This is a genomic window from Nitrospiraceae bacterium (assembly GCA_020632595.1).
Lineage (GTDB): Bacteria > Nitrospirota > Nitrospiria > Nitrospirales > UBA8639 > Nitrospira_E.
Map to the genome: position 1 here is coordinate 218,408 of JACKFF010000002.1, position 26,716 is coordinate 245,123.

A 26,716-nucleotide genomic window follows, 5' to 3' on the forward strand; every position below is an offset into this window, starting at 1 on the left:
GTTATCCTCGTTTGGGCTATCAGGTTCGCCTTGTATTTCCCTTCGAATATTATTGCGGCGTTCTTTCTAGCCTGCTAATTGTCAGATTAGTTCGAAGACGTGATAGCCCCATCCCGGTAAATCGAGATAAAGGCCTTGTGAAAGGAGTTCGTCGCCATCGCGCTCGTAACACGCGTCACCCATCTGATCCTTGAGACGTACCTTTTTACCCGTCAAATCTGGTAGCGGGAGAGGGACATAACACTGGCTCTGTGTGGCCGCATAATTCACCGTCACCAATAGCCGTTTCTCGTCGGATCGTTGCCAGGCAAAGATCAAGAAGGCATCCCACGTCCCGTTCCCATCCCACGCCGGCACAGCATTGAGCAAGCGCCACTGGCCGTCCCGTACGACGCGCTGCCGGAGCACCGCAAGGAGACGATCATAGAATTTTTGCAGCGGTTCGTCGGTGGGTTCCTGTGGCGCACGAACCAGATGCGGCGAGATACGCTTCTTTCTGCCTTCGAACTGCCCTTGATGGAAGAAACGCAGGCCTGTGGACAGGAACGTGATGATGGCTGCGGCCTCATGCACGCCTGAGGCGAAGGTGGTGGCGGCCCTGGGCTCGTCATGGTTTTCCAGGAATCGGACCATCTTGTTCTGGTAGTCGGGATCGGCGCGTAAATGGTCGCGCACCGGCCTGGCATGCCCTTCCCGGAGACGATCATATAGCCGTTTGTCGTAGGTGTAGTCGAAGCCCTGTTGCTGCAGGGTCCATTCGCGATCCCAATAGACCTCCGCCATGAAACAGAAGCCGGGAGATTGTTGGCGCACCTGTTGTGTGGCCTTCGGCCAGAACAGCTCCGCTTGGAGACCCCAAGTCCGTTCGAAGACATCGGGCAAAACGAGCATGGCCATGTCACACCGCACGCCGTCACATTGCCCGGCGATCCTCAGCAACTCTCCGATCATCGCGTCCTGTGTCGCGGGATTGCCGTAGTTGAGCTGCAAGGTATCCGGCCAGCCGGGGAAATAGGGATCGCGTCCATACGCAAGCACTACAGACCCCTGAGAGGTTTTGAGCCGACAGTAGTTTTGAGGTGAATTTGCGAGATCCGTCTCGTTACCCTGGATGAAATACTCCGGGTGCTTCTCGACCCAGGGATGATCCGGGGCCATGTGGTTGGGAACAAAATCGAGCAAGAGTTTTACCCCACGCTTGCGCAACCGTTCGCGCAATCGCGCCAGCGCCGCATCACCTCCCAGATCGGGGTGCACTGTGTAGCCGGTGATGGCAAACCCTGACCCTGCGATATCTTCCTCTCGCAGATCGGGCAGTGTCTCCTCGAACTCCCTGCGCCACTCCTGATTGGTGCGCGACACCCGTTGACCGGCCGGCCCGGTTTGCCAGACGCTCAGAAACCAGACCCAGTCGAAGCCCATCCTCACCAGGCGATTCAAATCGGCGTCCGGAATATCGTCCAGGGTGGCAGACCGACCGAGCGTTTTTGACAGATCAGTCAGCCACACACGCGTGTTGACCTGATAGATCAGAGGATGTGCGGAGGAGGCCTTCATGATTGTGCGCCGCCTCCCCCGGCCTCTTTGAACCAAGCCTGCTTGCCACCTTCCAACACGCGCTTGGCGTCCAGAAGACCGTTGAGCTGGATGGTTTTGGCCACGAGCCCTGTCCAACCGGTTTGGTGGCTCGCGCCCAGTCCCGCCCCGTTATCGCCATGAAAATATTCATAGAAGAGAATATAGTCACGCCAGTGGGGATCGGATTGGAACTTCTCCGTCCCTCCATAGACAGAACGCCGACCCTGTTCATGACGCAGGAAAATCCGGCTGAGCCGATCCCCGATCTCCTTGGAGACTTCGAAGAGGTTCATCATCTTGCCGGACCCGGTGGGGCATTCAATCGTAAAGTTGTCGCCGTAATAAAGATAAAAATTCAGGAGTGCGCGAATAATCATCGCATTCACTGGCATCCAGACCGGTCCCCGCCAGTTGGAGTTGCCGCCGAACATGCCGGTGTTCGACTCGCCTGGCAGGTAATCCACCCGGTACTCCTGACCATCCACGTGAAGGATATAGGGGTTCCCCTGGTGGAACTTGGAGAGCGAGCGGATGCCGTAAGGGCTCAGGAACTCGTTCTCGTCGAGCATCTTCGAGAGAATCCGTCTGAGGCGTTCCGGATTGACCAGAGCAATGATTCCCCGTTCGGCTACGCCAAAATGACCTGGGCCCGTCGGGTGCATAGACTTCAAGAGTTCGGGCATTTGGCGCATTCGGGCCTGAAACGCGGCGGTCATCCTTGGAAGACGTTCGCGTTGCCACAATTCGGTCACCGTGGTGGCGCACAAGGGCAGCAGCCCCACCATCGATCGTACCTTGAGGCGCTGTGCACGGCCGTTCGGGAGCCGCAGCATATCGTAGTAGAAACCGTCCTCCTCGTCCCACATGCCCTCCGGCCCTGGCTTGTTCATCCCCGCAGCGATATAGAGGAAGTGTTCAACAAATTTTGTCGCCATGTCTTCATAGGTAGGGTCATGGGGCACCAGCTCCACCGCCAGTTCGGCCATGTTCTGACTGAACAAAGCCATCCAGGCTGTGCCGTCTGCCTGCTCCAGATGGCCCCCGGTGGGCAGCGGAGCACTCCGGTCGAAGATGCCGATGTTGTCGAGGCCGAGAAACCCACCCTCGAACACATTCTTACCGAACCGGTCCTTGCGGTTCACCCACCAGGTGAAGTTCAGCAAGAGCTTGTTGAAGGCTGACTTGAGGAACTCCAGGTCTGTTTCGCCGCGCAGGGCCTGCTCGGTGCGGTGCAGGAACAGGGTCGCAAAGGCGTGGACCGGCGGGTTCACATCGCTGAAGTTCCACTCGTAAGCGGGAATCTGTCCGTTGGGGTGCAGGTAGTGCCCATGCAGCATCAGGTGCATCTGCTGTTTCGCGAAATCCGGGTCAACGATGGAGAGTGGCAGCGTATGAAAGGCCAGGTCCCAGGCCGCATACCAGGGGTACTCCCACTTGTCCGGCATCGAGATGATGTCCTTGTTGACCATGTGGAACCACTCCGAGTTCCGGGCGCTCCGATAAGCGGCATGAAGAGGGTTGGAGTTGTGTTCCTCCAGCCAGCTGTCCCCGTCAAAAAAGTAAAACTGCTTGCTCCAGAGCATGCCGGCAAGGGCCTGGCGCATCACGTTGGCCGCATCCGTGGAGACGGAAGGCGGGGTCACGGAACGGTAGAACTCGTCCGCCTCCTTAAGTCGGGCCGCGAAGACCTCGGCAAACGCCGGCCCGAATGAGGCGGCAACCCCTTTCTTGTTCTTCCCCTGTTTACCGGGATCCTCTCTGGTGAGGCGCAGGCGCACGGTCATCGACTGGCCCGGACCCACCATCTGCCGGTAGTATGCCGAGGCCTTTGTGCCCCGGTGTTCAGGATTCACCGCCGTCTGGCGACCCTGCACCACATAGTCATTGATGCCGTCCTTGACGTAGGCGCTGGCATTCGGTTGTCCAGGAAAGAGCCGGTCGTTGTTCGTGGTGTTCTCGCAAAAGAGCAGCGGGGGACCGCCTTCGCAGTACAGGTAGTATGTACCCAGTGACGTATGCTGGGCCACGATGGCGCTCGTGCCGGCCGTTGTCTGAATCTGGTTAAGGTTAGGTTGCTCGGCCGCTCTATTGGATGGGGCAATCCACGATGCCCAGTCGTTCCGAAACCACAGTGTCGGCAACAGGTGAAGCTCGGCCGGTTCCGGCCCACGGTTGACGGCGGTGATCTGTACCAGCATGTCGTCCGGGCTATCTTTGGCATATTCCACAAAGACGTCGAAGTACCGATCATCAGTAAAGACCCCGGTGTCGAGCAATTCATACTCGGATTCGTTCCGGGTGCGACGGCGGTTCGTGTCCACCAGATCGGCATAAGGAAAGGCGGCCTGCGGATACTTATAGAGATACTTCATATAGGAATGCGTCGGGGTGCTGTCGAGATAGAAATAATATTCTTTGACATCCTCGCCGTGGTTGCCTTCGCTATTCGTGAGCCCGAAAAGCCGTTCTTTCAGGATCGGGTCTTTCCCGTTCCATAGGGCAAGCGCAAAGCAGAGGAGCTGTCGGTCATCGGAGATCCCTCCTATGCCGTCCTCGCCCCAGCGATAGGCACGCGAGCGGGCGTGATCGTGGGAAAAGAAATTCCAGGCGTCGCCATTCTCGCTGTAGTCCTCCCGCACGGTGCCCCACTGGCGCTCGCTCAGATAAGGGCCCCATTTTTTCCAAAGTTTTTTTTCCTGCCGTGCTTCTTCGAGCCGGAGATGTTCAGCAGTCTCCATAGAACTCCTTTCTCATATATAAAAAAACAGAACTGTATAGATTTTTAGATTAATCAAGCAAGATTCTTGCCTCGATGCTCTCTTATGTTACCTCCCTTCATTAAGGAAACGGCTACCAGATTGTGTAAGGGGCAACCTCCCCCTCCGCTCACTAAAAAAGATGTCAAATCGAGACTTTCGCTTTGTGGCGACACTTCGCCTGAAGGGAATTGCTCTCTACATTTTCTCTTCATTAGTTGGGCCAAGAAAAGGTTGAATCCGCGTGAAAACATGCGCATGGTTTGGTGAAAAACATATGGACCGCCTAAAAAATTAGCTTGTGGGTTCAATACATTACAACCTGAAGTCGCCAACGAAAAGATAGTGTGTACACCAATGTGTGTCGGAACGCGCCAAGTGCCGGACAGCCAGATGGAGAAAAAGGCTACACGCACAACCAAGTGGTTCTACTGCCCGCTTGCGCACGAAGACCACGCCACAGTCGGTGACTCAAACGCCTCTCGCTATGCTTCATCTCAGCAATCGTGGCCTCTCATCCACCAGAGTAAACAACGATTCATCAAAGGGTCTCTCTTACCGAAGACATTCTGTCTTCCATAGGGACAGTATGTCTTGGTGTAGCTTGGGGGGACGATGGTTCTGGCCTTTCACCATTAGGATGTGTATCAGAAATCCATCCTGAGATTTGCCAGTTAAAGCGCGCCGGCGGGTGTAGGCATCGCACGTGTGGATTCAATACTCCCATCATCGTGACTTTTTGTGTTGCTGATTTTCATCCCGGCAACCCCGCTTGTTGCTTGGCACGTCCCGAAGGGTACAACTATTACGAAATGGGTCTCGAAGAGCGCAATCTTTGCGTGAAGCAAAAGGTTCCAAAACCATTGCCACCCGTTTGTCTCATCTGAGCGACCGGATGCCGGCCCATGAGTTGTGAATTTTGTCAGCGGGTCGAAGTATGGTCTGATATCGCAATCCAGCCCTGAACCTCAACGGCACGCCCGCGGTCGCTTTTCCGGGGCAGTCGGCGAATGTCAATCTGGCCTTGATCCGGCTGGCGAGGGATGAATGCTTTATCAAAAACCAGGTCAATGTATAATACTACTCAGTGCCATCAACAACTTCTTCGGCTTGGATAGGCGGGCAGGCAGACGGGATTTTGATGGAGATTTGTCAAGGAACATCACCTCATGAATGAAGAAATCCGATCCGCCAGCAAGCTCGCAGGTAGAGAGCCAATCAAAGGGTGGCGTGCGGCCTTTCCTCCGGCGCAGTGGCTGTCGACATACCAGCCGCAATGGGTGACACAGGACGCCATTGCCGGGGTCACCCTCGCAGCCTATGGCATTCCGGTGTCACTGGCCTATGCGTCGCTCGCTGGTTTGCCGCCACAATACGGCATTTACTGCTATCTGGTCGGTGGCCTGATCTACGCACTATTCGGCTCGTCACGCCAGCTTGCGATCGGGCCCACCTCGGCGATCTCAATGCTCGTCGGAGTCACGGTTGCCGGCATGGCACAGGGCGACCCCGGACGCTGGGCGGACATCGCGGCACTGACAGCGTTGGTCATGGCCGTCATGTGCCTTCTGGCGTGGCTGCTACGATTGAGTTCCCTGGTCAATTTCATCAGCGAAACCATTCTTCTCGGGTTCAAGGCCGGCGCGGCGCTCACGATCGCCTTGACCCAGTTGCCCAAGTTGTTCGGAGTCGAGGGTGGCGGGGAGCATTTCTTTGAGCGTCTTATCACTTTGGGCGGCCAACTCTCCGATACCAACCTCGCCGTGTTGGCATTCGGTCTCGCCGCGTTTGCTGCGCTACTGCTGGGTGAAAAGCTGCTGCCGGGTCTCCCTGTCGCGTTGTGCGTGGTGGTGATTTCCATCATCGCACTATCGGTTACTCCACTTGGTGACCTCGGCTTCAACATTGTTGGAGCGCTACCGCATGGCTTGCCCGACTTGCATCCGCCGGGCTTGCGGCTGCGCGATGTGGACGGCGTGATTCCCCTGGCCTTCGCGTGCCTTTTGCTGGCATATGTGGAAAGCGTGTCCGCGGCACGTGCCCTGGCGCAGGCGAATGGATACGAAATTGATGCCCGCCAGGAATTGCTCGGCCTGGGTGCTGCAAATCTAGCCGCCGCGTTCTGTCAGGCCTATCCGGTGGCGGGGGGGCTGTCACAGTCATCCGTGAACGACAAGGCCGGGGCCAAAACGCCGCTCGCGCTGGTGTTCGCATCCGCCACCATCGGCCTCTGCCTGATCTACCTGACTGGGTTGCTGAGCAACCTGCCCACCGTCGTGCTCGCGGCCATCGTGCTGTTTGCCATCAAGGGGTTGATCGACATCGGCGAACTACGTCATGTATGGCGAGTCAGCCGGTTCGAATTCGGCGTCACGATGGTCGCTTTCGGCGGCGTGTTGGTGCTGGGTATTCTGAAAGGCGTGATGGTGGCGGTCGTCATCTCGATGTTATTGCTCATCCGACGTGCCGCGCACCCGCATGTGGCCTTTCTCGGCCGCATCCCCGGCACCCGGAGTTACTCCGACATCAGCCGCAACCCGGCGAACGAGGCCGTTCCGGGTGTCCTTGTATTTCGGGTGGAGGCGTCGCTGTTGTACTTCAACGCCGAGCACGTGCGTGACGCCGTCTGGGAGAAAATCCGTTCGACCACTGGAACGCTGAAGCTGGTGGTATGCGATCTGTCCACTTCACCCCTTGTCGACCTGGCCGGTGCGCGAATGCTCGCAACACTCCACGCGACACTCGAAGCGATGGGGGTTCGCCTTCGGCTCGCCTCGCCGCACGCGGCGGTGCGCGATATCCTGCGCGCCGAAGGATTGGAGGAACGCGTCGGCTACTTCGGTCACGGATTCTCGGTTGCTGATGCCATTGATGATTTACAGGGGTATCCACGAGCGGGGAGCCCAGCAGTTCAGATTCCGCCGGCAACATAGCATCCATCCTTATCCCCGCGGATCCACCGTCAACTTTGCAGAGCCTTCTAATAGGTACCCCTGCTTTCCATAGTTTGCAAGGTCGACGTGAAATTTTTACGCGGGACCTCATTCCCTCCGGCAGATTTCAGCTCCATTCGGGCTTGTCTTTTCTTGAGGAGGGTAGGGCGTCGTCTCTTTGATTGGCTTTCATCTTGACCCAGGCCCCAAATCTAGTTTATCCGGATAAAAATGATTGCAGGGGTTCTCATGTTATAGAATGCAAGATATATGTTTCGACCCTCACGAAAATTTTGGATCAGTCTTGTTTTCATTTTCGGATCCTGTGGCGTTCTGGCCTATGCGTTGTTTCCGTTTATTAAAACCGAACTCTATCGCGAAACACTTGAACGGGGGTTTTCGGCGGCCATGGGAAGAGCGGTTTCCCTGGAAGGACCTCTCTCTCTGACCTTTTCCTTGCATCCAAGGTTAATTCTGGAAGATGTTTCTGTGTCTAATCCTCCCTGGACTTCTCACCCGCATTTTTTCCGGGCCGACCGGCTGGAGATCGGACTGTCCTTGGGACCGCTTCTCCAACGTCGCTTGGAGGCTGAAAAGATTGCTTTTGAAGGCGCAGAACTTTTTTTAGAAGAGGGTGCGGAAGGTCTTGATAACTGGACCTTCCGAAAGGACAGCCAGCCTGGAATAGTATCCCTGGCCTTACCGTCGGTCTTCATGACCATTTCTGAAAGAGGGGAGATCATCATCGAACGCTCTCGCGTCAGGTACCGGTCATATCCTGACGGGGAAACGACAGACGTATCCATTCATCGGGGAGTGGCCAATGCCCCGGACGACCAGCACAGAAAATTTTCAATTGAAGGTACCTATCGGGATAGCCCTGTCAACATTGAGCTGATTGGCGGGCGAATCATGGATTTATTCACCCTGACTGAAGCCTGGCCGGTCGATGGTGTGCTGCTTACGACGGGCGCATCCGCATCGGTTAAAGGAAGCGTCGGAGGGGCGGACTCCGATCAGATGTTTGAGCTCCAGGTCCGAGTTGAGGGGGATCGTTTAAGTGCGTTGAATGCTTTTCTGAAGGTTGGCCTTCCCGATTCCGCCCCGTTCATGATCGCCGCCAATGTCGTGAAGACTCCCGATGCCATCAACTTGCATGATGTTGGGGGAACGCTGGGGGCCTCGGATCTTGCCGGACAATTGAGCATAGAGCATGGAGGAAGGGGTCAGAAAATAACCGGTCGATTGACCTCTCATTCCTTACAGATTCATGATTTGACCTCTCTATCAGATGTCAAGGGATCTCAAAAGGAACCTTCCCTGGAACAACCTGAGTCCAATGCTTCTGCGTCGATGTCTTTGGATGTTGATCTGGATGTGACCATCGAAAAACTGTTACTCGGTGAGACGGAGCTTGGCTCGTTGTCTCTTACTGCCGGTATTCGGGAGGGTCAGGTCCTTCTCGATCCCATTCAGATGAAAAGTTTTGGAGGAACGTTGCAAGCCAATTTAGATGTTGATCTGAAGAATTCCGCACCACGGACCAGGTTGAAAGCTCAGGTCAGATCTTTTAATTTTGGACAGGCGCTGGAGGCGTTCGGGGTGACAAAAGACATTGCTGGCCAGTCCAATATGGACGTGTTGGCCTTTGGGGACGGGACTACTCTTCAGGAATTGCTTCGGAGGTTGAACGTCGATATTCGGACGGATCTCACCATATTCGCTCGTTCCGATTCACATCCAGAAAATCGGCTGCCCGTGGCTTCTCCCCAGCTATCTTTACGGATTTCAAAAGGCGGGCCCATAGAAATTCGGGGCAAAGGCACGTTTCAGGACAAGACCTATGGAGTCCGACTCATGACCGCCTCTCTCATTGAAATGATCGAATCGAAGAAACCCTGGCCCGTTTCCCTCACCGCTCAGAGGGGTGAAGCGGTTTTGGCTGCAACGGGGACCTTGAATCCTGATCGTTCGGAAATGAGCGGTACGTTAGGGGTATTGCTCAAAGGCAAGAATCTTAGTGAACTTCATGCCGATCTACCGGCAGTTGGTCCGTACCAATTCAAGGCCCGGGTGACTAAAGAAGGACCTCGTTACCGCGTGAATGATTTTCAAAGCCGATTCGGGACCAGCGATCTGGCGGGAACCCTGGAGGTTGCTACAGAAAACAATACTCCTCAATTCACGGGGATTTTACACGCCGAACATGTCAATTTCAGGGAGCTCTCCACTCCAGGTGATTCCCCTATTCCCACGGAAGCCTTTAATGCCGTCAATGGGAATTTGAAGATGATAATTCATCAAGCCAATATCGGAGAATTGAAGTTGGCAGATCTGATTGTGGATGCCAAGCTTCATGCTGGCCTCCTCACCGTCAAAGATCTGCAAGGCACTCTTTATAATGAGAAATCATCTTACGGAAGTTTTCAGGGTAGGCTTGATCTGGATACCACCAAACCGATTCCATCGGTTTCCGGCCAAATGACCTTGAAAGATATCAGATATGAGTATGTCTTTTCCGATGTAGATTTTGTAAATCCAAAAGATCATGTCATAAATCTGCATGCTAACTTTTCAAGTGATGGCGCAACCGTTGACACCCTCCTGGCTCAATCTACGGTTACCCTCACAGGACATAATATTCAGGTACGTCTTCATGGAGGAACAAACCGTCGAGAGCCCCTGGACCTGCGTTCCAACCTCTTGGTCGAAAGCGTCACAGGCGGTCCTTTGCGCGTGTATGCCGAGGGACAACTTGAAAATACCCCTTTTCGCCTTCGTTTTTCGGGAGGCCAAATGAGTGACCTTTTGGATAACAAGGGGTTTTGGCCGGTAAATGTTCGGGCAGACGTGCCACGTGCCATGGCTGAGGTGAGCGGCTATGTGGATCTTCCTCATCCAGGCGAGAATTTTTCGTTGCAGGTACATGTAACAGGAGACAATTTGAAAGATCTGGACTTCCTGGCAACATCTGATTGGCCTGATGCCGGTCCGCTGGAAATCGCCGGCCTTGTGACGAGATCTCCTGTGGGATACCACATCACCGGTTTAGAAGGTGTTCTAGCCGGAAGCGATATGAGTGGCGATGTAACGGTCTTAACTAAAGGTCTTCGCCCACGGGTGAGTGGGAAACTGACCGCAGAGAATCTTGTCCTGGGTGCTGTCAAACCGCCTGTAGATGATTCCTTGGCACAACAAAAGCGATCAACGCTGCAATCCATTGGTGACTCGGTGAAGGGCATTGGATCATCGGCTGTTGATGTCGTACGCGATACCATTGGCATGCGAAAAAAATCTGAGGCTCTATCACGCAAGTCGATTCCGGATTGGGTTTTTCCGGCTGAGGACCTCAGGGGCATTGATCTTATGCTTGATGTCGGGGTTAAACATCTTCGAAAGGGAGATGAAGATCTGGGCCATGTCTCATTTCAGATTGCCCTTGAAGACGGATTGCTTGCCCTGCAACCGGTGATGGGAAATCTTTGGGGAGGAGATTTTGAGGGGAAACTTGTCCTCGACGGCACAAAATATGTTCCGACCCTAGATGTGGAATTGCACATCCATGGCCTGAATTATGGGCGAGTCGCCAGATATTTTGGTGGCACCGATCTGGTGAAGGGGAAATCCCAATCCATCTTACTGGCTTTGAAGGGTCGAGGAGATACGTTACATGAAGTGTTGGAACAAGCCAGTGGACGATTTGAACTGGTTGATGGTCCTCTTGAATTGGCCACAAAATATATCGATTTGTGGGCGGCCGATTTGATCACGACGGCGTTAACCACTGCCTGGAAAAGTGAATCGGTCACCAAATTGAATTGTACGGTCGGGTATTTCGATATCGAAGAAGGCGTGGTGAAAAGTGAAGATATCCTCATCGACTCCCATCGATTGACTGTCGCGGGCATCGGAAAATTGAATCTGGCCGACGAAACGTTGGATGTGCTCCTGACTCCCCGGCCCAAAGACCCCAGTTTATTCAGTCTGGCTCACACGGTCCGCATCACTGGTCCGCTTTCCAATCCGGATGTGACCAGCGACAAACTCCGGATTGCGGAAAGCGGAGGATGGGGATTACTGGGCCTGGTCACTCCAATGGGATGGGTTATTGCGATTCCCCAGATAGCAGGGACCACTGTGGGTACGATGAATCAGAATCCCTGTGTTGAGGCCCTGAAGGGTCGGCAGCAAACCGCTCAGGCTCTTGATGAGATCAAAGGCGGATTATGGGGTAAGATAAAAAGGGTCTTTAGCAATCTTGGCGGGTCTTCCGGATCGCCTTCGAATGCGAAGGAGTGAAGGGAGTGTGTTGGTGAACAGGCCCCTCCATTTATTGTCCCTTTGGGATGGTACTCTCTATAGGCCGAAGGAGCCTACTAACTGGCTTTGAACGAATCGGTTTGCATTCTTGTTTCTTTGCTCTTCACTAAAAGGGTCGGTTGAAAAAAGCCGCCAGTGGCGTTCCCTGCCTCCGCCGTAGCGGCTTCGCGCAGGCAGGTCGCCATTTTCCCGTGCTCACGTACTACGCGTACGCTCCGCGCGTAAAAACGGCTGCGGCCTTTCCTTCGAGAAGCCTCAGGACAGGACTGGTAGGGACCCTTCGGGAAGACTCAGGGCATGCTTTTTTGAACCGACCCGGAGCCTTAAATGAGTCATCTCATTCAGGGCAAATTTGTCCTTGAACATCTTTATTATTCAACACTCCCTAAAACGAACGCGGAAGCCCCGCCCTTTGGGCGGGGAATTTTACTCCTTTAGACTTTTTTTCCAGGTTTTGTCCCGCATCATGGCAAGGAGGATAAGGACCCCCCCGATGATGGCTCCAACCCCAAAAATTTGGTAGATATTGACCCCCCCGATGATCGGGCCCTTGGAAAGAGCCATGACAATCGAGGTTCCGATGACCAGAGCTGAGGTTATCGCAGCCACGGCCAGTCGGCTGACGGCTCGTATGAGCACGTGTTTGAGTTCCTCAAGTTGAGTCAGTTCTATACAAAATTTCAGATTGCCGGTTTTCACGGTATAGATGCCGCGGCGGATCTCCTTGGGTAGATCAGCGAATAACTCTAAATATTGGAGGAGAACTTTCAGGCCCTGTTTTCCCAGGGCTTGCGGTGAAAACTGGTTGATGATGGTCTCCTGGAGGGTTGGCTGTATCGCTACCATCATGTCAAATGCCGGGTCGAGCTTCTTAAAAGCTCCTTCCAGTGACACAAATACCTTGAGCAGCATGGCCTGATCCGGTGGCATTGTGAGATTGTTGTTCCGGACCAAGGCCAACAGGTCTCCCACCATCACTGAAAGATCCATGTGCTCCATCGATCTTCCGGAATACTTGCCCAGAAATTCATCAACGGCCACCAACAGTTCCCCTGGGTCTTCTCCTTCCCGGTCAGACCATTGCAACAGGATGGTACAGAGGCCCTCGGCATCATTTTGTAACAAGGACTGGAGCAGTTTCATGATTTGTTGCCGTCTGATCTCAGAGACGCGTCCAATCATGCCAAAGTCGATGAAGGCAATCCGTTCACCCGGTAAAATGAAAAAATTTCCGGGGTGGGGATCTGCGTGGAATAGACCGTCAACCATAATCATTTTGAGCACCGCATTGGCTCCAGTCATGGCAATGCGCTTCCGATCCATGCCTGCTTCATCAATGGCTTGGATATTTACACCGGGAATCCCTTCTACAAATTCCTGGACATTAATGCGTTCCTTTGTCCATTCCCAGTAAATTTTGGGGATCACGATCTGTTCATGACCTTCGAAGTTGGCCGCAACCTGCTCGGCATTTTGCCCTTCCGTCATGAAATTGAGTTCATTCTGTAACGATTTCACGAATTGCTGCACCACTTTTTGGGGATGATAGGTGGCTAACTCAGGAACGTTTCTTTCAGCTAATGACGCCAAATAGGTTAATAGCCGCATATCGGATTCAATTTGTGCCCGAATCCCGGGGCGTTGGATTTTAAGTATGACTTTGGTCCCGTCTTTTAAGGTGGCCCGGTGAACCTGAGCCATTGAAGCGGCAGCCAGCGGTTTGGTATCGACGTTTTGGAAAATTTCTTCAAGAGGCGCTCCCAAATCTTCTTCGATCTGAGGACGAAGTTCTTCGAAGGCCAGTTGAGGTGCCTGTGATTGGAGTTTTTCGAATTCACTGATCCACTCCGGTTCGAAGAGGTCCGGGCGTGTGGCAAAAATTTGCCCGAGCTTGACAAAGGTTGGTCCGAGTACTTCAAAGAGTTTCCGTATTCGCTGGGGGCGTTCGAGGTGGGCAATGTCTTCTGCATACTTCCACCCCATAATCTTGCCTGTGCGTTCAGCTGCAGCTTCAAGCCCCATCTTTTTAAAAATATCCCCGAAACCGGCGACACTGAACGCCCTGACGATTTCGTGCAACCGACTCAGGTCGGCAATTTTGGATTGGAATCCCATCTTCTATGTCTCCTTAGATAACTCCATTTTTAGAGATGCTATCGAGCAATTCAAAAAAAGTTTGCCTGGACCTTTACGAAATTTCTGCAAAGTCCTCAAGGCACATCACGCTGAATGTTTGCATCCTTCTTGGGGCCCTGACTCGTTATTGAATCTGGACTCCGGCAAGGAATTTTGTTGTAATATAATATCCTGGGAATGGAAAAGGAAATCCAAATTACCGACGAGACTATTCCTCGTAGGAGTGGATCCAATCTATCCAGGGACCTCATCGGCGTCCGGTCCGATGCATGTCACTCATTTGGTCGTTGCTTGGCCCTTCAATGTTGGCCACGGTTTATCTTTCCTAGAACTGTCAGTGATCCAATAAAACAGTATAGTAATGTGATAAATGGTCTATTTTTTCCAGGAGAGGGGAAATGACTATGTGTGTATCATCTGGCTTGCGTCATCCTTCATTATTTCATTGGGGTAAAAAAGGTGCTTTGAAACCGGGAGTCGCGGGTATGGTTGGATTGATGGGGAGTATCTGTCTGATCCTGATAGGCTTCACTCTTCCGGCGATGGCGGTTCCTACGGCCGAGGAATTGCTCAAGGCTCTGCCCCTTTCCGACGGCGAACGGAAGGATGTCTTGAAGGGAGAGATTGTGCGATTTACGACGGAGGAAGGCTCTGATCGGGAGCTGGCGCTTGGAGCGGTTTTGCTGGTGAGCAAGGCACCTGAAAATTTGGTTTCGCTCTGGCGGGAGGCTGTCGTCTTCAAGCTTGTCGGCGCAGTTACTGCGTTTGGGGAGATTTCCGACAAGGGGACGGTGGGGGACTTTGCGGGATTGAAATTGGAGCCCAATGGAGAAGAGGAAGCCAAACGCTATCTTGAAGCTGAGCCGGGCGATACGTTGAATCTGGACATGAAGGAAATTTCCGCTTTTCAGGCCCTCAAGGCCAAGGGGGGAGCCCAAGCAGATGTCGAGGCACTGGTACGGGAACTTTTGCTGGCGCGCTATCAAGCCTATCGAGACAAGGGTCTGACAGGGATCCCTCCCTATGCGCGGGGGGGAAAGACAATGTTTCAGTTAAGTCAGGATCTTCTTCTAGCCACCAATGAGGCCAAGCTTGTCGCGAAATACTTTCCCTCTTTTCACCAAACCTTACTCAAATATCCAGACATTCAGGCCAAACCACTCGAGGTCCGGTTTAACTGGGCAAATGTTGACGTGTTTAGCCGACCGACATTGATCCTAAGCCATCGCATGTTATTCAATGAGGGCGAGGCGTACGTGGTCGTTGACCGACACTATTATGCCAGCCACGAATATAACGGTTTGCAGTCACTCGGAGGAGCACTACCTACGAAAGAGGGCTCGCTATTGGTTTCTCTCTATCGTATTTCCACCGATGGCGTGGCAGGCTTCGGATCCTCGGCGAAGCACCCGGTCGCTCGTGGGTTAATGGGGCCCTATTTCGAAGAAATATTTGAAGGCCTTCGGAAAAAAACGGAATAAACGTACCGCACGGTTATTGAAAAGGGAAGAGAGGATGAGATGATTCACCTTTTGCCCCCCATTTTATTGTGAAAACAAATCGTTAAACGGCCACCTGAATATGACGGGATTCGTTTAAACTGGGTTGACCTGTTTTCTTAAATGTTCTATTGGAGATTATCAAGCGAAAGAAATGTGGGTGGGAATGGCCTGGATGGCAATGATTATTGTCGCTGTTGCTTGCAACCAGCCATGGCCGGTAGAACTGCGGAGATTGATAAGGAGGTGAATGCCTCCTTGTCAAAACCAGTTCCGTAGCGAAGAATTTTTCCACGATCGCCGGGGAAATTCTTGTTTTTCTGAGGTCTAAAACTCAACGACGTCCTTGTGGAGCATGCGGTTGGAGTGAGCCAATGATTTCGTCTGATTGGATCTAGGGTTTTTGTTGTTGGTCGCCGTTGACGGAAAGATACATGCCGACAAGCCATGCCACTAATACGGCGACATAAAATTGCCCCACAATGGCTTCGAGATAGGCGAGTGTGCGGGCGATCGGCTTTGCCGGCGTTATATCACCGTATCCTAATGTGGTAATGGTGACATAGCTGTAATACAGCAATTCTGAGAACTGAATTCCTATGGCGTTGGATGTCAGGCCATGGAACGAGTCAGGGTTGACTAGGTTAATGAAAAGATAAAATACCGACCAGTTGAGTCCGATCAGGAGATAAATGCAGATGGCTCCAATGATTTTATTGATGGTGATTGGGCCTGAAAGGAGCAAATGTCGGGAAGCAATCCACGTGCTGACCAGAGAGAACACAAATAGTATGGACATGTTGACAAACTGAAGCTCAGGAACGTCATAAAAGTAGTCAATGATGGCAGTCGCGATCCCACTTGCCGTAAGAATCCCTCCTCCGACCATCAACCATTTTTTTTCACTGACATGGCTCCAAATCCCCATCAGGAGCATGAGGCAAAGTGCGGGCTCCAGGAACAAACGTCTGGCCACACTTGTGACACCTTCTTCCTGTGAAATGGCAACCGAGAGCAGGAGAGTCAGCAGACCTCCTAACAGATACCCAAAGTTCATTCTTCTGATAGGCATTGGTGTCTTCTCCAAATGGTGAAATCGGGAGGGTTCATATTTTTGACATACCTACTTTTTCTGGCATTTCAATAATCGCTATGGTAGGAATAGGTCGCCTTCAGTTCTGATTTTTGAGGAAGCAATTTGTCCCGAGGAGGAGTCTTTACACTGTGACCGCAATCGCCACAAGATTGACGTGATTGATTCAAAGGCAACAGCCAAAGATTTTGACGGGGTGCCCATCTCAAGGGTCCTTCTTCCGATACACAGAGATTGATGGAATTGGCATCGGTGAAAAAAACGTTCTCTCCCCAATTGCTGGGTCGGGTAAAAGAACGAGGCTGTTGCGTTTCACGCCTCTGTCCTGCCCCTGGCATGTCTCAGAGTCTATCATGGCAATAGGATAGAATCCCCCGATCGAGAATGCAAAACTCAATGGGATTCTTCATAATACAGCCCGTGAAGATGCAGGTGAGAATATAGAAGTGCGTCTCCAGTGCGGTCGGGCGTTGGATGAGCATCTCTCCATGGTGCTCTATTCCCGTGTGAAAACGGTTGTGTGGGTAGGTCGGATTTGGATTGTTTGAAAAAGGTTGATCCCCAGGCCGAATCCATTGAGAGAACCGCATTGCCTTGGCCGGAGAGGATTGATGTAATTTTTTATTTGTGGGAGGCATTTCATGACAATACGAGGAAAAACTGATTTTAAAAACAGGCCGGGGTATGGTCTACAACGGACCTGGTCTTTGTTTCTTACGATTCTCCTCGCGGCATGTGCGCAAAACCCTGCCTACCTCTATGAAACGGGTGAGAGGCCGATACCCGTAGGAATCGAAAAAGAAATCATTCCGCATACCTCCACTCAGGATGATGTGTTGACCCTCCTTGGAGAGCCCGTCGCCCGCCTCAAAACCAAGACGCAAGAAGGACATATTCATATCTGGACTTATTCGTACATGGATCTTCAAAGCACCTCACAGGACAAGGGGGAGTCGCTGACCATCACCTTTGATGATAAAACCTTTGTGGTCCAAAGTGTCACCAGAGGCCCGCTTTAAGGCAGGATTGGAAAATCAGGAAAAACTCATTTATGCCTGTTTTGATAGATTAACGGGCTTGTGCGGAATTTTTTGTGCTGTGCTCCTAGCCTTGCTTCCGAACGCCGACTCTGCCTTGAACATATAACAGGGGTCTGTTGAAAAAAGCCGCCAGCGGCGTTCTCGCCATTTTTCCGTGCTCACGTACTACGCGTACGCTCCGCGCGTACAAACGGCTGCGGCCTTGCTGGACGGACCCTTCGGGAAGACTCAGGGCATGCTTTTTTGAACCGACCCGGAGCCTTTGATGAGTAACCTAATCCTGGGCAAATTTTCCCTTGAAAATCTTTATTATTCAACACTCCCAACAGGGCCCGGAAAAATTTCAAACGGATTGTCGGGGAGCTATGGTTGTAGGCATGGTTCACCCTGCATGATGTGGAGACTGTCTGTTTTTTACTAGCAGGGTGTTGAAAAAATCTGGCAACGGGGTTCGCCGAAGCGGCTTCACCTCTACGCCCTGAAAAGCGCTTCGAAACGAAAGTGCGCATCCAGGTCGACCTTATGCCTTGCACATGTACTTCCCTATACGCTCCGCGCGTCTAAGGGCTTGCGGCCCGGACAGGCCTTGTTGAGCAACCTGCATCGCTCATGAACGATCGTACCATCCTGGATCTCGAAGCCCTCACATCAGTCGGTTGTTTCATCCTTAACGTGTCCAAACCATGCCTGGTGTCCCATGTTTGTGGGCTCGTTGTTGGTGAAAAATTTCCTCGGATGTGGTAAAAACATCAGCGACACGGTGGAACATTCCATCGAGGACCTTCCGTGGAGATGAGGTGTTTCCAGCCGGATCGGACGAGGATGACATGGCCGCCTTCCATACCCTAATCGCCTGCCATGAATGTGATCTCCTGCATCGTATTCACCCGCTACATTATGGTGAGCGGGCCAAGTGTTCGAGATGTGGAGCATCGTTGTATGCCAGAAAACGGGATAGTTTTGAACATACCACCATATTGGCTTTGGCCAGTCTCATTTTCTTTATCCTGGCAAACGTGTTCCCCTTTATGACCTTCGAGCTCAATGGCCGTGTTCAGGAGAGCCTTCTATCCACAGGGGTGAGGGAGTTCTTTGAACGGGAAATGTGGACATTGGGGTTCCTGGTATTGTGTGCAAGTATCCTTTTCCCAGCCCTGAAAATTCTTGGCATGTTGTACGTTCTTGGGCCGCTGGAATTCAACAAGCGACCGTGGCACGCCGCTTTGGTCTTTCGGATGGTTGAGCACTGCCGGACCTGGGCCATGATGGACGTGTATTTGCTTGGAGTCATCGTTGCCGTGGTGAAGTTATCGGATTTGGCTAATCTGGTTCCCGGTGTGGCGATTTATTCATTCGTTGCCTTAATTCTGACCTTGGCTGCCGCCGACTCCGCACTGGACACCCATGCGGTCTGGGAAAAAATGGAGGAGCTTTCATGAGGGCCTTTTCCCTCACCGCAGCCCGATCGGGGCTTATGAGTTGTCATGCCTGCCATCAACTCAGTCGAATACCCCCGATGTTGACTGAGGGGGAGGCCACCTGTCCTCGATGTGAGGCCCATCTTCATCTGAGAAAACCCAATAGTATCTCGCGCACGTGGGCCCTGTTGATTGCCGCCTACATTCTGTATATCCCCGCCAATCTGCTTCCTGTGATGACGGTGATTTCGTTTGGGAAAGGCGAGGCGGATACGATTCTGAGCGGGGTGAAGGAACTCATTCATGCCGGAATGCTGCCGATTGCCTTGCTGGTGTTTTTCGCCAGCATCACCGTGCCGGTTTTAAAGCTTCTGGCGCTGACCTATCTCTTGCTTTCTGTCCAATACAAATCCCAATGGCGGCCAAGGCAACGGACCAAGTTATACCGGCTGACCGAGGTGGTCGGCCGATGGTCCATGATTGATATTTTTATGATTTCCATATTAATTGCCCTGGTAAAGCTTGATGCCGTGGCGACAATTGAGCCAGGTCCTGGTGCGATCTCATTCGCTGCCGTTGTTATCCTGACCATGTTTGCCGCCATGAGCTTCGATCCCCGATTGATCTGGGACAACATAGAGGAGAAATTATGAAGGACAAGGAATCCAATCCTGACGATTTCGAGGAATTACCGCAAGTCACGGTACAAAAAAAACGCGGAATTTCCATCGTGTGGATTATCCCCATCGTCGCGGCTCTTATCGGAGGGTGGCTGACTTACAAAACGATCTCCGAAAAGGGTCCCACGGTCACCATCACCTTTAAGGATGGGGCCGGGTTGGAAGCCGGGAAAACCAAAGTGAAATACAAGTCCATTGAGGTTGGAACCGTTAAAAGCGTGCATATCAGCCCTGACCTCTCTCACGTGGTTGTGACTGCAGAACTCGGCAAACAGGCTGAGCCTCACCTCACGGAAAATGCCCAATTCTGGGTGGTGCGTCCCCGGCTGGGTTTGGGCGGCATTTCGGGGCTTGAGACATTAGTGTCAGGAGCCTTTATCGCTATGGATCCCAGGCCAGGTGCTTCGGCTCGAACTTTCACAGGATTGGAGAAACCACCTGGAGTGACACGAGAAGATGAAGGGGCCCAATTCCAATTGCATGCAGAAAATCTGGGATCGAGTTCCCCCGGTGCCCCGGTTTTTTATCACGATATTCAGGTTGGACGTGTGCTCGACTATGTCTTGGACAAGGAAAGCGAGGGTGTGGTCATCGATATTTTTATTCAAGACCCTTATCATCTGCGTGTACAAGATATCAGCCGATTCTGGCAGTTAAGTGGGTTCGAAATCTCGGTTGGGGCAGAGGGCCTGAATGTGAAAATGGAGTCCCTTTCTTCACTCCTTACAGGAGGTATCGCGTTCGATACCCCGGAAATTGCAGGAGGATCGGATGAACCGAGTCAACCGGGCACGGTCTTCAAACTTTTCAGAAATTTTTCCAGTATTCAAGATGAGAAATATGTCCTGACCCGTCCCTTTGTGATCAATTTCGATGGATCAGTGAGGGGCCTGAGTGTTGGGGCTCCTGTGGAATTCCGCGGCATTAAAATCGGGATCGTCTCTGATATCGCAGTCAATCTTGACCCCAACACGCTTGAGATTAAAATTCCCGTACTTATCGAGATCCAGCCGGAACGCATCACTACTACACAGGTCATGCAATCTCCAATCATGCAATCCAAGATTTCGGAGGATAAGTACGCCGTTATGAAACATATGGTGAAACGTGGCTTGAGAGCTCAATTGGAGACCGGGAGCCTACTGACCGGACAATTGTTTGTCGGGCTCGACTTACACCAGAATCTTCCCGAGAAAGAGCTGATCATGACCGGAAAATATCCGGAGATTCCGGCCATACCCGCAGCGATGGATGAATTGCGACGAACGGTCACCGATGTGATGGCAGAAATTCGACGGTTACCTCTTGATAAAATTGCCAGGGAAATCCTGGAAACCGTCGAAGGAGGCAACCGTCTGGTCAATTCCGCCGAGACGCAAAAAGCCGTCCACAATCTTAATGCGGCATTAGGAAATGTGGAAAAGTTCACTGAGGGTCTTGACCGGCAGGTTGATACCCTGATGACCAATTTGGACAACACTCTGGTGACGGTCCAGAAAGGACTACGGCAGATTGATCCCAATTCACCTGCTGCCGTGAACATGAACAATGCCTTGAAGGAGCTGTCTGCTGCCGCCCGCTCTATCCGGGTTTTGGCCGATTATCTTGAACAACATCCTGAGGCATTAGTCAAAGGGAAACATTGAATGAGGTGAACATGGACAACATCATACATGGTTTCCGTTTTATCATGGTCTTCGTAATTTTTCTGACTGTGCTCGGGTGCGGGACGAGTCAACCTTCGCATTTTTATGTGTTGCGAGCCCTGGCGCCATCCTCCGTCTCAGGCCTATCACACACGAAAGTCTCAAACCTGTCCTTTGGGTTGGGACCGGTCACCCTTCCCAAATATTTGGACCGGCCCCAGATTGTGACTCAATCCGGTGGGCATGAAGTCCAGTTGGCAGAATTTCATAAATGGGCCGAACCGTTGAGCGAAAATGTGTCCCGCGTCCTGGCGGAAAATCTCTCAGTTATTCTTTCAACGGATCGAATCGAACAATATCCGTGGAGGCGAACAACTCCCGTGGATTACCAAATTGTCGTGGATGTCTTGCAGTTTGATGGTACCAGGGGAGGGGAAGCCGTCTTGTCGGCACGGTGGAGGCTGGTAGGCGGAGATGAACAAACAGTCTTCACCACAAGGAAAACGCATGTGACCCATCATCAGGCAAGCCAGGATTATGAAGGGCTGGTCGAGGCCATGAGTCACAACCTTGAGGATCTCAGTCGTGAGATTGCCGAGTCGATGAAGATGCTTCTCCCCACAAATCTCCCTGGCTCAATTTCATAAGCTGCTATTGGCAGGGGTGGTCTTTCACTGTGTGCAGAGACATATCTAAGGGTCCGTTGAAAAAAGCCGCCAGCGGCGTTCTCGCCATTTTTCCGTGCTCAGGTACTCAGCATACGCTCCGCGCGTAAAAATGGCTGCGGCCTTGCTGGACGGACCCTTCGGGAAGACTCAGGGCATGCTTTTTTGAACCGACCCGGAGCCGTTGATGTGTCATCTAATCCTGGGCAAATTTGTCCTTGTTAATCTTAATTATTCAACACTCCCATCTAAGCATGTCCGTGGTGGTCATGGCCTGCCAAGAACACACCACTCAATGGCACTGGTCATCCGGTATGTTTCCTGATGGGCATCCGGACGGTATGGGAGAATCCGATTCAATTTGCTGAACATGATTTACATTTACCTGGAGAACAATTCATGGGGATGCTTTCGACGATCAAGCATGAACTGAAAGAAGTCGGTTTAGTGACACTATATTTTTTCTTCTGTTTCGGTGTCATTCTGACCCTCAAGAAACTGATGTTGGAAGGCTATCAGATTGAGTTCTATGCCTTTTCAACTGCACTGGTCGGCGCACTCATCGTTGGAAAGGTTGTGGTCCTGTTGGGGAAAACCCGAGCGGGCACCAGGTTCGATGCTCATCATTCGCTTGGTGCGGCTGCTCTGTATCGAACCATGGTGTATAGTGGATGCACCTTTCTGGTTTTGTTTGCTGAAAAAATGTTTCATGCGTTTCGGGAGAGTGGCATGTTGGGTGCGGCTTTCATAGACGTGTGGGAACATAAGGATCTTTCTCTCATTGTCGCTAAGGTTCTATGTATTGGGCTGGCCTTTATGGGATTTTTTCTTTATCGAGGGATTGATCGGCGATTAGGAGAGGGGACCTTGAGGCGCATCGTATGCAGTGCTCCCTGATTGCCTTCTAAAAGAGGATGTTGGCACCTGATTTTCGCAGACAGTGTAAATCACATTTGTACTGAAAACCGAGCCTCCTTACTTTGGTCGCTCCCGCACGTATTGAACGTATCGTCTATCCCCGGGCTAAAATGCTCGGGTCGGTTTTATTTTATTACCCCAACAGAACTGATGCCGGGAGGGAGTATTGCAAATGTCGGGATAAGTGTGTTCAAAGGAAAATGGTCGTTACGAAAAGCAATATGGACAACGGCAGCCCAGTGTCTCTCCCAGGCAGGCTCGGCAGGAGAGGTCGAGGCTTTCACAAAAGGCGACAACTCATGCATTTCCCTATTCAGGCATTACCCTTTCTTTATGTTGGAGTGATTATTTCGGTTCTAACCGGTTTTCCAATGATAAGTTATGGCATGACCAGGGACATCACCACTCCTCCTCCCGTGAGTGGACATGAACTTTCCATTGAATCCATCACCCCGGCTGATGTCTTCGCACGTGTGCAACTGGTACGGAAGGAACTGGACGACATTCGTTTTGAAATGGGAAAGCCCAAGAGTCGCGAAATAGGCCTCCTGGTTAAGGATGCGACTCCGCACGAGGTGTTCTTTCAAGCCAAAACGCTGAATCAAAAAGTAGCCCGATTGATAACGGAACTCACCGAGGAACCTGCGCGTCTTGAAACAGAAGATGACCCGGTCGATATCCGTCCGTTTCATGTCTGGAAAATGATCGACACCTCCCTACACCATATCCTGTCTCTTAAGCAGCAACTCGGGCTTCCCCTGACAAATAGTGAAGCCTTAGCCGACGCTGAAACCACCCCCACTGAAGTGTTTTTCATTATTGGGTTGGCGAATACCCAACTCAATCTTTTACTGATGCATCAGTTTTCGCCGAAAGATGCAGCAGAATTGGTTGCCCTGGGCATTGAATATACCAAACATCTATTACGTCAATTTCCTACCGCTCCCGCTCCGTCTCCTCTCCCTGCGCTTGAACGAGGTCGCAAGTCATGGAATAGTTATGACCATCTCATTGATTGCTATATGGTATTAGGAAGCATCGCGCGGGCCTCCGATATTAACATGTTAACCTTGGCCTCTCAGAACCTGGATCGTCCGGACATTCAGTCAAATGATGTCTATGATTTAGCAACCCTGGTCATCTCCGAACTGGCGTATCTTCATGCCCATCTTCCTCATACTCCACCACCACCACCGGTCAGCCTTCATGGTCCTATTCTACCTTCCCATGTGTATCAACAGGTAGGCGGACTCCTGGCTCAATTGAAGACATTATATACGCAGGTTCAATCTCATCCCGAATGGCTCAAATAGACTGTTTGTGTGAATGAACGCCCGGCGGCAAGATCACGTATTCCTGCATGACTCCCCAACTTGAGGTGGAACATTCAACGGTTGGTAAATCCTCCGTGGATCCCCAGATTCGAACAGGCAACGTGTCTTGTGACTGTCTGGGCAAGTTTTTATGCTCATTGCAGCCTTTCTTCGTCTTAGGAAAGTAATGCTACCTTGGATCTTGAGGAGTACGGCTCAATTTTTAACAATGTGGCGGCGGCATGCCTGCTTGTGGTGCGTTAAGGATGATGAATCTGGATTCACAGTCAATAGACAAGCCCCATTGATAATGTTGATACTGAAAAAACTGAGGCGACCAATCTAATAGGTGTTTTTGTGGGGAGCCAACGGGTATCGACCACAGCGAAATGAAAACGGACGACTGACAGGAGGCGTTCTTTCATGGCTGGGAATGTTCGCAACAGGTCACGCCAATGCCTCCGGCGAAAGCAAGCGCTGTCTTGGGCAACTTCACTGACACTATTGGAGGTTAGGCAATCAGGGATATAGACAATACCTGGGAAGGAGCGTTTGAATCCTCGCTTGATATGTATCAACAAGGGAACTGCCCTATTCAACAAGCTTATTTTGAGGGGAGTTCCGGTTCTTCCTGGAAGTCTTGTTCCGATGGTGGAGTGTTGGGCGCTGACTCAACTTCCTGCTTTTCTTGTGACTTTTTGGGTTGTTTGGCAGGCGGGGCGTACCATTGATCTTTCGACACGATTTTGGGTTGTGCGGTATCCGCCATATAGGCCGGGGTCATTATCTGCACGCCATATTCATTAAACACATCGAGAATATTCTGGTTGAGACCGGTATATAGGTCCATCATATAAAACGGCCGGTCGCAGTAGACGTTGAGTTCATAGGTGACGCAAAAATCGCCCAAGGCGAGCTGCAGGACGAAGGGCCGTGGATCTTTCAACAATCCGGGAGTCCGGTCAGCGGCGTCAACCAACATCGCCTCGACTTGCCTCCATGGGGTCTCGTATCCGATTCCGACCGTGGTATGAAGAATGAGACCCTTCTCTCTGGCGGCGGCGCTATAGTTGGTCACGTGGCTGTTCAGAATTTCCGAGTTGGGCACGATGATTTCTTCATTTTTCAACGACCGGAGCCGGGTCGTCAAAATTCTCCTTTCCATCACATCGCCAAGAATTTCATTCACCTTGATCCGGTCCCCTTCCTGGAACGCCCGCCGGTAAACCAGGGTATACCCGGCCAGGATATTACCGATAATCGAGGAGGACCCGAGCGACAAGAGCACCCCGAGGAAAATCGTGATCCCTTTAAAGGCCTCGGAAGTGGATCCGGGTATGTAGGGATATCCCACCACAATCCCGAAGGCGATCACCAGTGTCCGGAAAATTCGGTAGGTGGGCCAGGCCCATTCCCGATCGAACCCCGGCCATGTCACCTTTCCGATGGCCAGATTGGCAAAAATTAATTTCCCAAACTTCAGGAGGTAGCGCAGCAAGAAGACCAGAATAACGAGAAAAACCAAACTGGGAAAGGAGGCAAGAAATCCCCTCACAATCACCCGAATCGGGTCGAGGATGATATCGAACAACTGCTTGCCCATGTAGGCGGTCCAAGGGAACTGACGGAACACAAAATTGAGATACGCATACAGTAGCAAAAAGAGCAGGAATGTCCTGATTCCGTTCAGGCTTCCACGGAGCCCGGCCCACATCTGATGGGCCTGAAGGATAATGACTTTTTGAACGGTTAAATCCTTGACCCGTTCTTTGTATCGTCGCTCGATTACCGCATCCAGCTTGTCGAAAACCCATCGGGTTCCCCACCAGGCAGACGCAAGAATAGCTGTGGCCAGCAAGGAGAAAGCAATGTGAATGAGGATGTTGATGGGTTTGCGTGTCTCCCTGTGGGCCACCACGGCTTCCTCGATCCGTTTAAGGTAGATCCGAGCCAAGACGCCACGCTCCACTCCGCCTTCTAGCCGACCGTCGGCATCGGTTACCCCTGCTAATGGGTGATCGCCCGCGAAAATCATGGTGACCCCTTTTTCCTCAACCAGGCGCAAGGATTGGGGTGACAGACTCAGATCGGAGCCAAACTCATCAATGCGCTCAATAATCCTTCGGGCGCGTTCCTCTGCGGGTAAGGCAGACACGCCGCGTACCTGAAAGAGCGTTTCCCCATCAAGTATGACGGGCGCGGTGGGAACCAGAATCGGTGGAAGGACCATTTCATCATCGAATTTTTCCTGTGGCTCTTCTTGCAGGAGAGGAATGCCTTGGGCCAGAGCCGACGGAGGACCCAGACTTACGAACATGATCCACAACACAATAAGGCAAGGCAAAAGGGGAGGAATTCGACTCAACTTCTGACGAGGTAAGCCAATGGGGAACAAATAGGAGGAAAGGGATTTGGTCAATGCCCGTCTTTCTTCAATCAGAATCGAATACCACGAACCCTTTCGCGATGTGGACGAATAGGCCTGTTGCGGCGAGTTTCTCAAAAAAGAATGGCTCCTTTGACCAAGAGAATATTCACAGCAAGAAAAACACCTCGATCCGGTTTGAAGCACCCTCAGTTTCAGCGTGCGTACTTTTCAATTTCTCATTTTGCGTTTTATAGCGGAACCGGATTAGATCATACTCGAAAGGTGAATCCGTTTGGTAGTAACAAAAGGGATGTTCATAATCTAGATCCATGGCCGGAAATCCCACTCCGTAC

General features: G+C 51.9%; 15 protein-coding genes. 10 read left to right on the plus strand and 5 right to left on the minus strand.

Annotated features, from left to right (window positions below):
- Positions 1-81: 81 nt before the first annotated feature.
- Both H6750_06080 and H6750_06085 read right to left on the minus strand, forming a co-directional pair.
- A complete protein-coding gene (locus tag H6750_06080; protein ID MCB9773879.1) occupies positions 82-1,557 on the minus strand; it encodes an alpha-amylase in 1,476 nt (491 codons plus the stop codon).
- Complete coding sequence (locus tag H6750_06085) at positions 1,554-4,316, minus strand: glucosidase (GenBank protein MCB9773880.1); 2,763 nt, start codon at positions 4,314-4,316, stop codon at positions 1,554-1,556. Before H6750_06085 ends, H6750_06080 begins: the two co-directional genes overlap by 4 nt.
- Before the next feature lie 1,187 nt (positions 4,317-5,503).
- On the opposite strand from H6750_06085, the gene H6750_06090 reads away from it, so the two are divergent.
- Positions 5,504-7,267 carry a SulP family inorganic anion transporter gene (locus H6750_06090; GenBank protein ID MCB9773881.1) on the plus strand — a complete coding sequence of 588 codons (1,764 nt, stop codon included), beginning with the start codon at positions 5,504-5,506 and terminating at the stop codon, positions 7,265-7,267.
- Positions 7,268-7,537: 270 nt separating this feature from the next.
- Positions 7,538-11,566: an AsmA family protein gene (locus H6750_06095; GenBank protein ID MCB9773882.1), complete on the plus strand. Its 4,029-nt coding sequence runs from the start codon at positions 7,538-7,540 to the stop codon at positions 11,564-11,566.
- Positions 11,567-12,013: 447 nt separating this feature from the next.
- On the opposite strand, the gene H6750_06100 is transcribed toward H6750_06095, so the two are convergent.
- Complete coding sequence (locus tag H6750_06100) at positions 12,014-13,702, minus strand: ubiquinone biosynthesis protein UbiB (GenBank protein ID MCB9773883.1); 1,689 nt, start codon at positions 13,700-13,702, stop codon at positions 12,014-12,016.
- A gap of 419 nt (positions 13,703-14,121) precedes the next feature.
- On the opposite strand from H6750_06100, the gene H6750_06105 reads away from it, so the two are divergent.
- Positions 14,122-15,204, plus strand: a complete 1,083-nt coding sequence (locus H6750_06105; GenBank protein MCB9773884.1) for a hypothetical protein — start codon at positions 14,122-14,124, stop codon at positions 15,202-15,204.
- Positions 15,205-15,616: 412 nt separating this feature from the next.
- Here H6750_06105 and H6750_06110 read toward each other — a convergent pair whose 3' ends face one another.
- Positions 15,617-16,294 (minus strand): two pore domain potassium channel family protein, encoded by a 678-nt coding sequence (locus H6750_06110; protein ID MCB9773885.1) that lies wholly within the window; start codon positions 16,292-16,294, stop codon positions 15,617-15,619.
- A gap of 662 nt (positions 16,295-16,956) precedes the next feature.
- Here H6750_06110 and H6750_06115 point away from each other — a divergent pair.
- The 7 genes from H6750_06115 to H6750_06145 all read left to right on the plus strand — a co-directional run bounded on the left by H6750_06115 (position 16,957) and on the right by H6750_06145 (position 23,995).
- Positions 16,957-17,334, plus strand: coding sequence for a hypothetical protein (locus tag H6750_06115; GenBank protein ID MCB9773886.1), 378 nt, complete (start codon positions 16,957-16,959; stop codon positions 17,332-17,334).
- Between the two features lie 848 nt (positions 17,335-18,182).
- Entirely contained in the window at positions 18,183-18,794 is a 612-nt protein-coding gene (locus H6750_06120) for a paraquat-inducible protein A (GenBank protein MCB9773887.1), read from the plus strand.
- Positions 18,791-19,426, plus strand: a complete 636-nt coding sequence (locus H6750_06125; protein MCB9773888.1) for a paraquat-inducible protein A — start codon at positions 18,791-18,793, stop codon at positions 19,424-19,426. The genes H6750_06120 and H6750_06125 overlap by 4 nt, the downstream gene beginning before the upstream one ends.
- Complete coding sequence (locus H6750_06130; protein ID MCB9773889.1) at positions 19,423-21,099, plus strand: MCE family protein; 1,677 nt, start codon at positions 19,423-19,425, stop codon at positions 21,097-21,099. Before H6750_06125 ends, H6750_06130 begins: the two co-directional genes overlap by 4 nt.
- An 11-nt stretch (positions 21,100-21,110) precedes the next feature.
- Positions 21,111-21,746, plus strand: coding sequence for a membrane integrity-associated transporter subunit PqiC (locus tag H6750_06135; GenBank protein MCB9773890.1), 636 nt, complete (start codon positions 21,111-21,113; stop codon positions 21,744-21,746).
- Between the two features lie 417 nt (positions 21,747-22,163).
- Positions 22,164-22,661 carry a hypothetical protein gene (locus tag H6750_06140; GenBank protein MCB9773891.1) on the plus strand — a complete coding sequence of 166 codons (498 nt, stop codon included), beginning with the start codon at positions 22,164-22,166 and terminating at the stop codon, positions 22,659-22,661.
- A 320-nt stretch (positions 22,662-22,981) separates the two neighbouring features.
- Positions 22,982-23,995 carry a hypothetical protein gene (locus H6750_06145; protein ID MCB9773892.1) on the plus strand — a complete coding sequence of 338 codons (1,014 nt, stop codon included), beginning with the start codon at positions 22,982-22,984 and terminating at the stop codon, positions 23,993-23,995.
- Positions 23,996-24,599: 604 nt separating this feature from the next.
- Here the strand turns inward: H6750_06145 and H6750_06150 are convergent.
- The gene (locus H6750_06150; protein ID MCB9773893.1) at positions 24,600-26,498 is read right to left on the minus strand and encodes a mechanosensitive ion channel family protein; all 1,899 of its coding nucleotides are present in this window, start codon (positions 26,496-26,498) and stop codon (positions 24,600-24,602) included.
- Between the last annotated feature and the right edge of the window lie 218 nt (positions 26,499-26,716).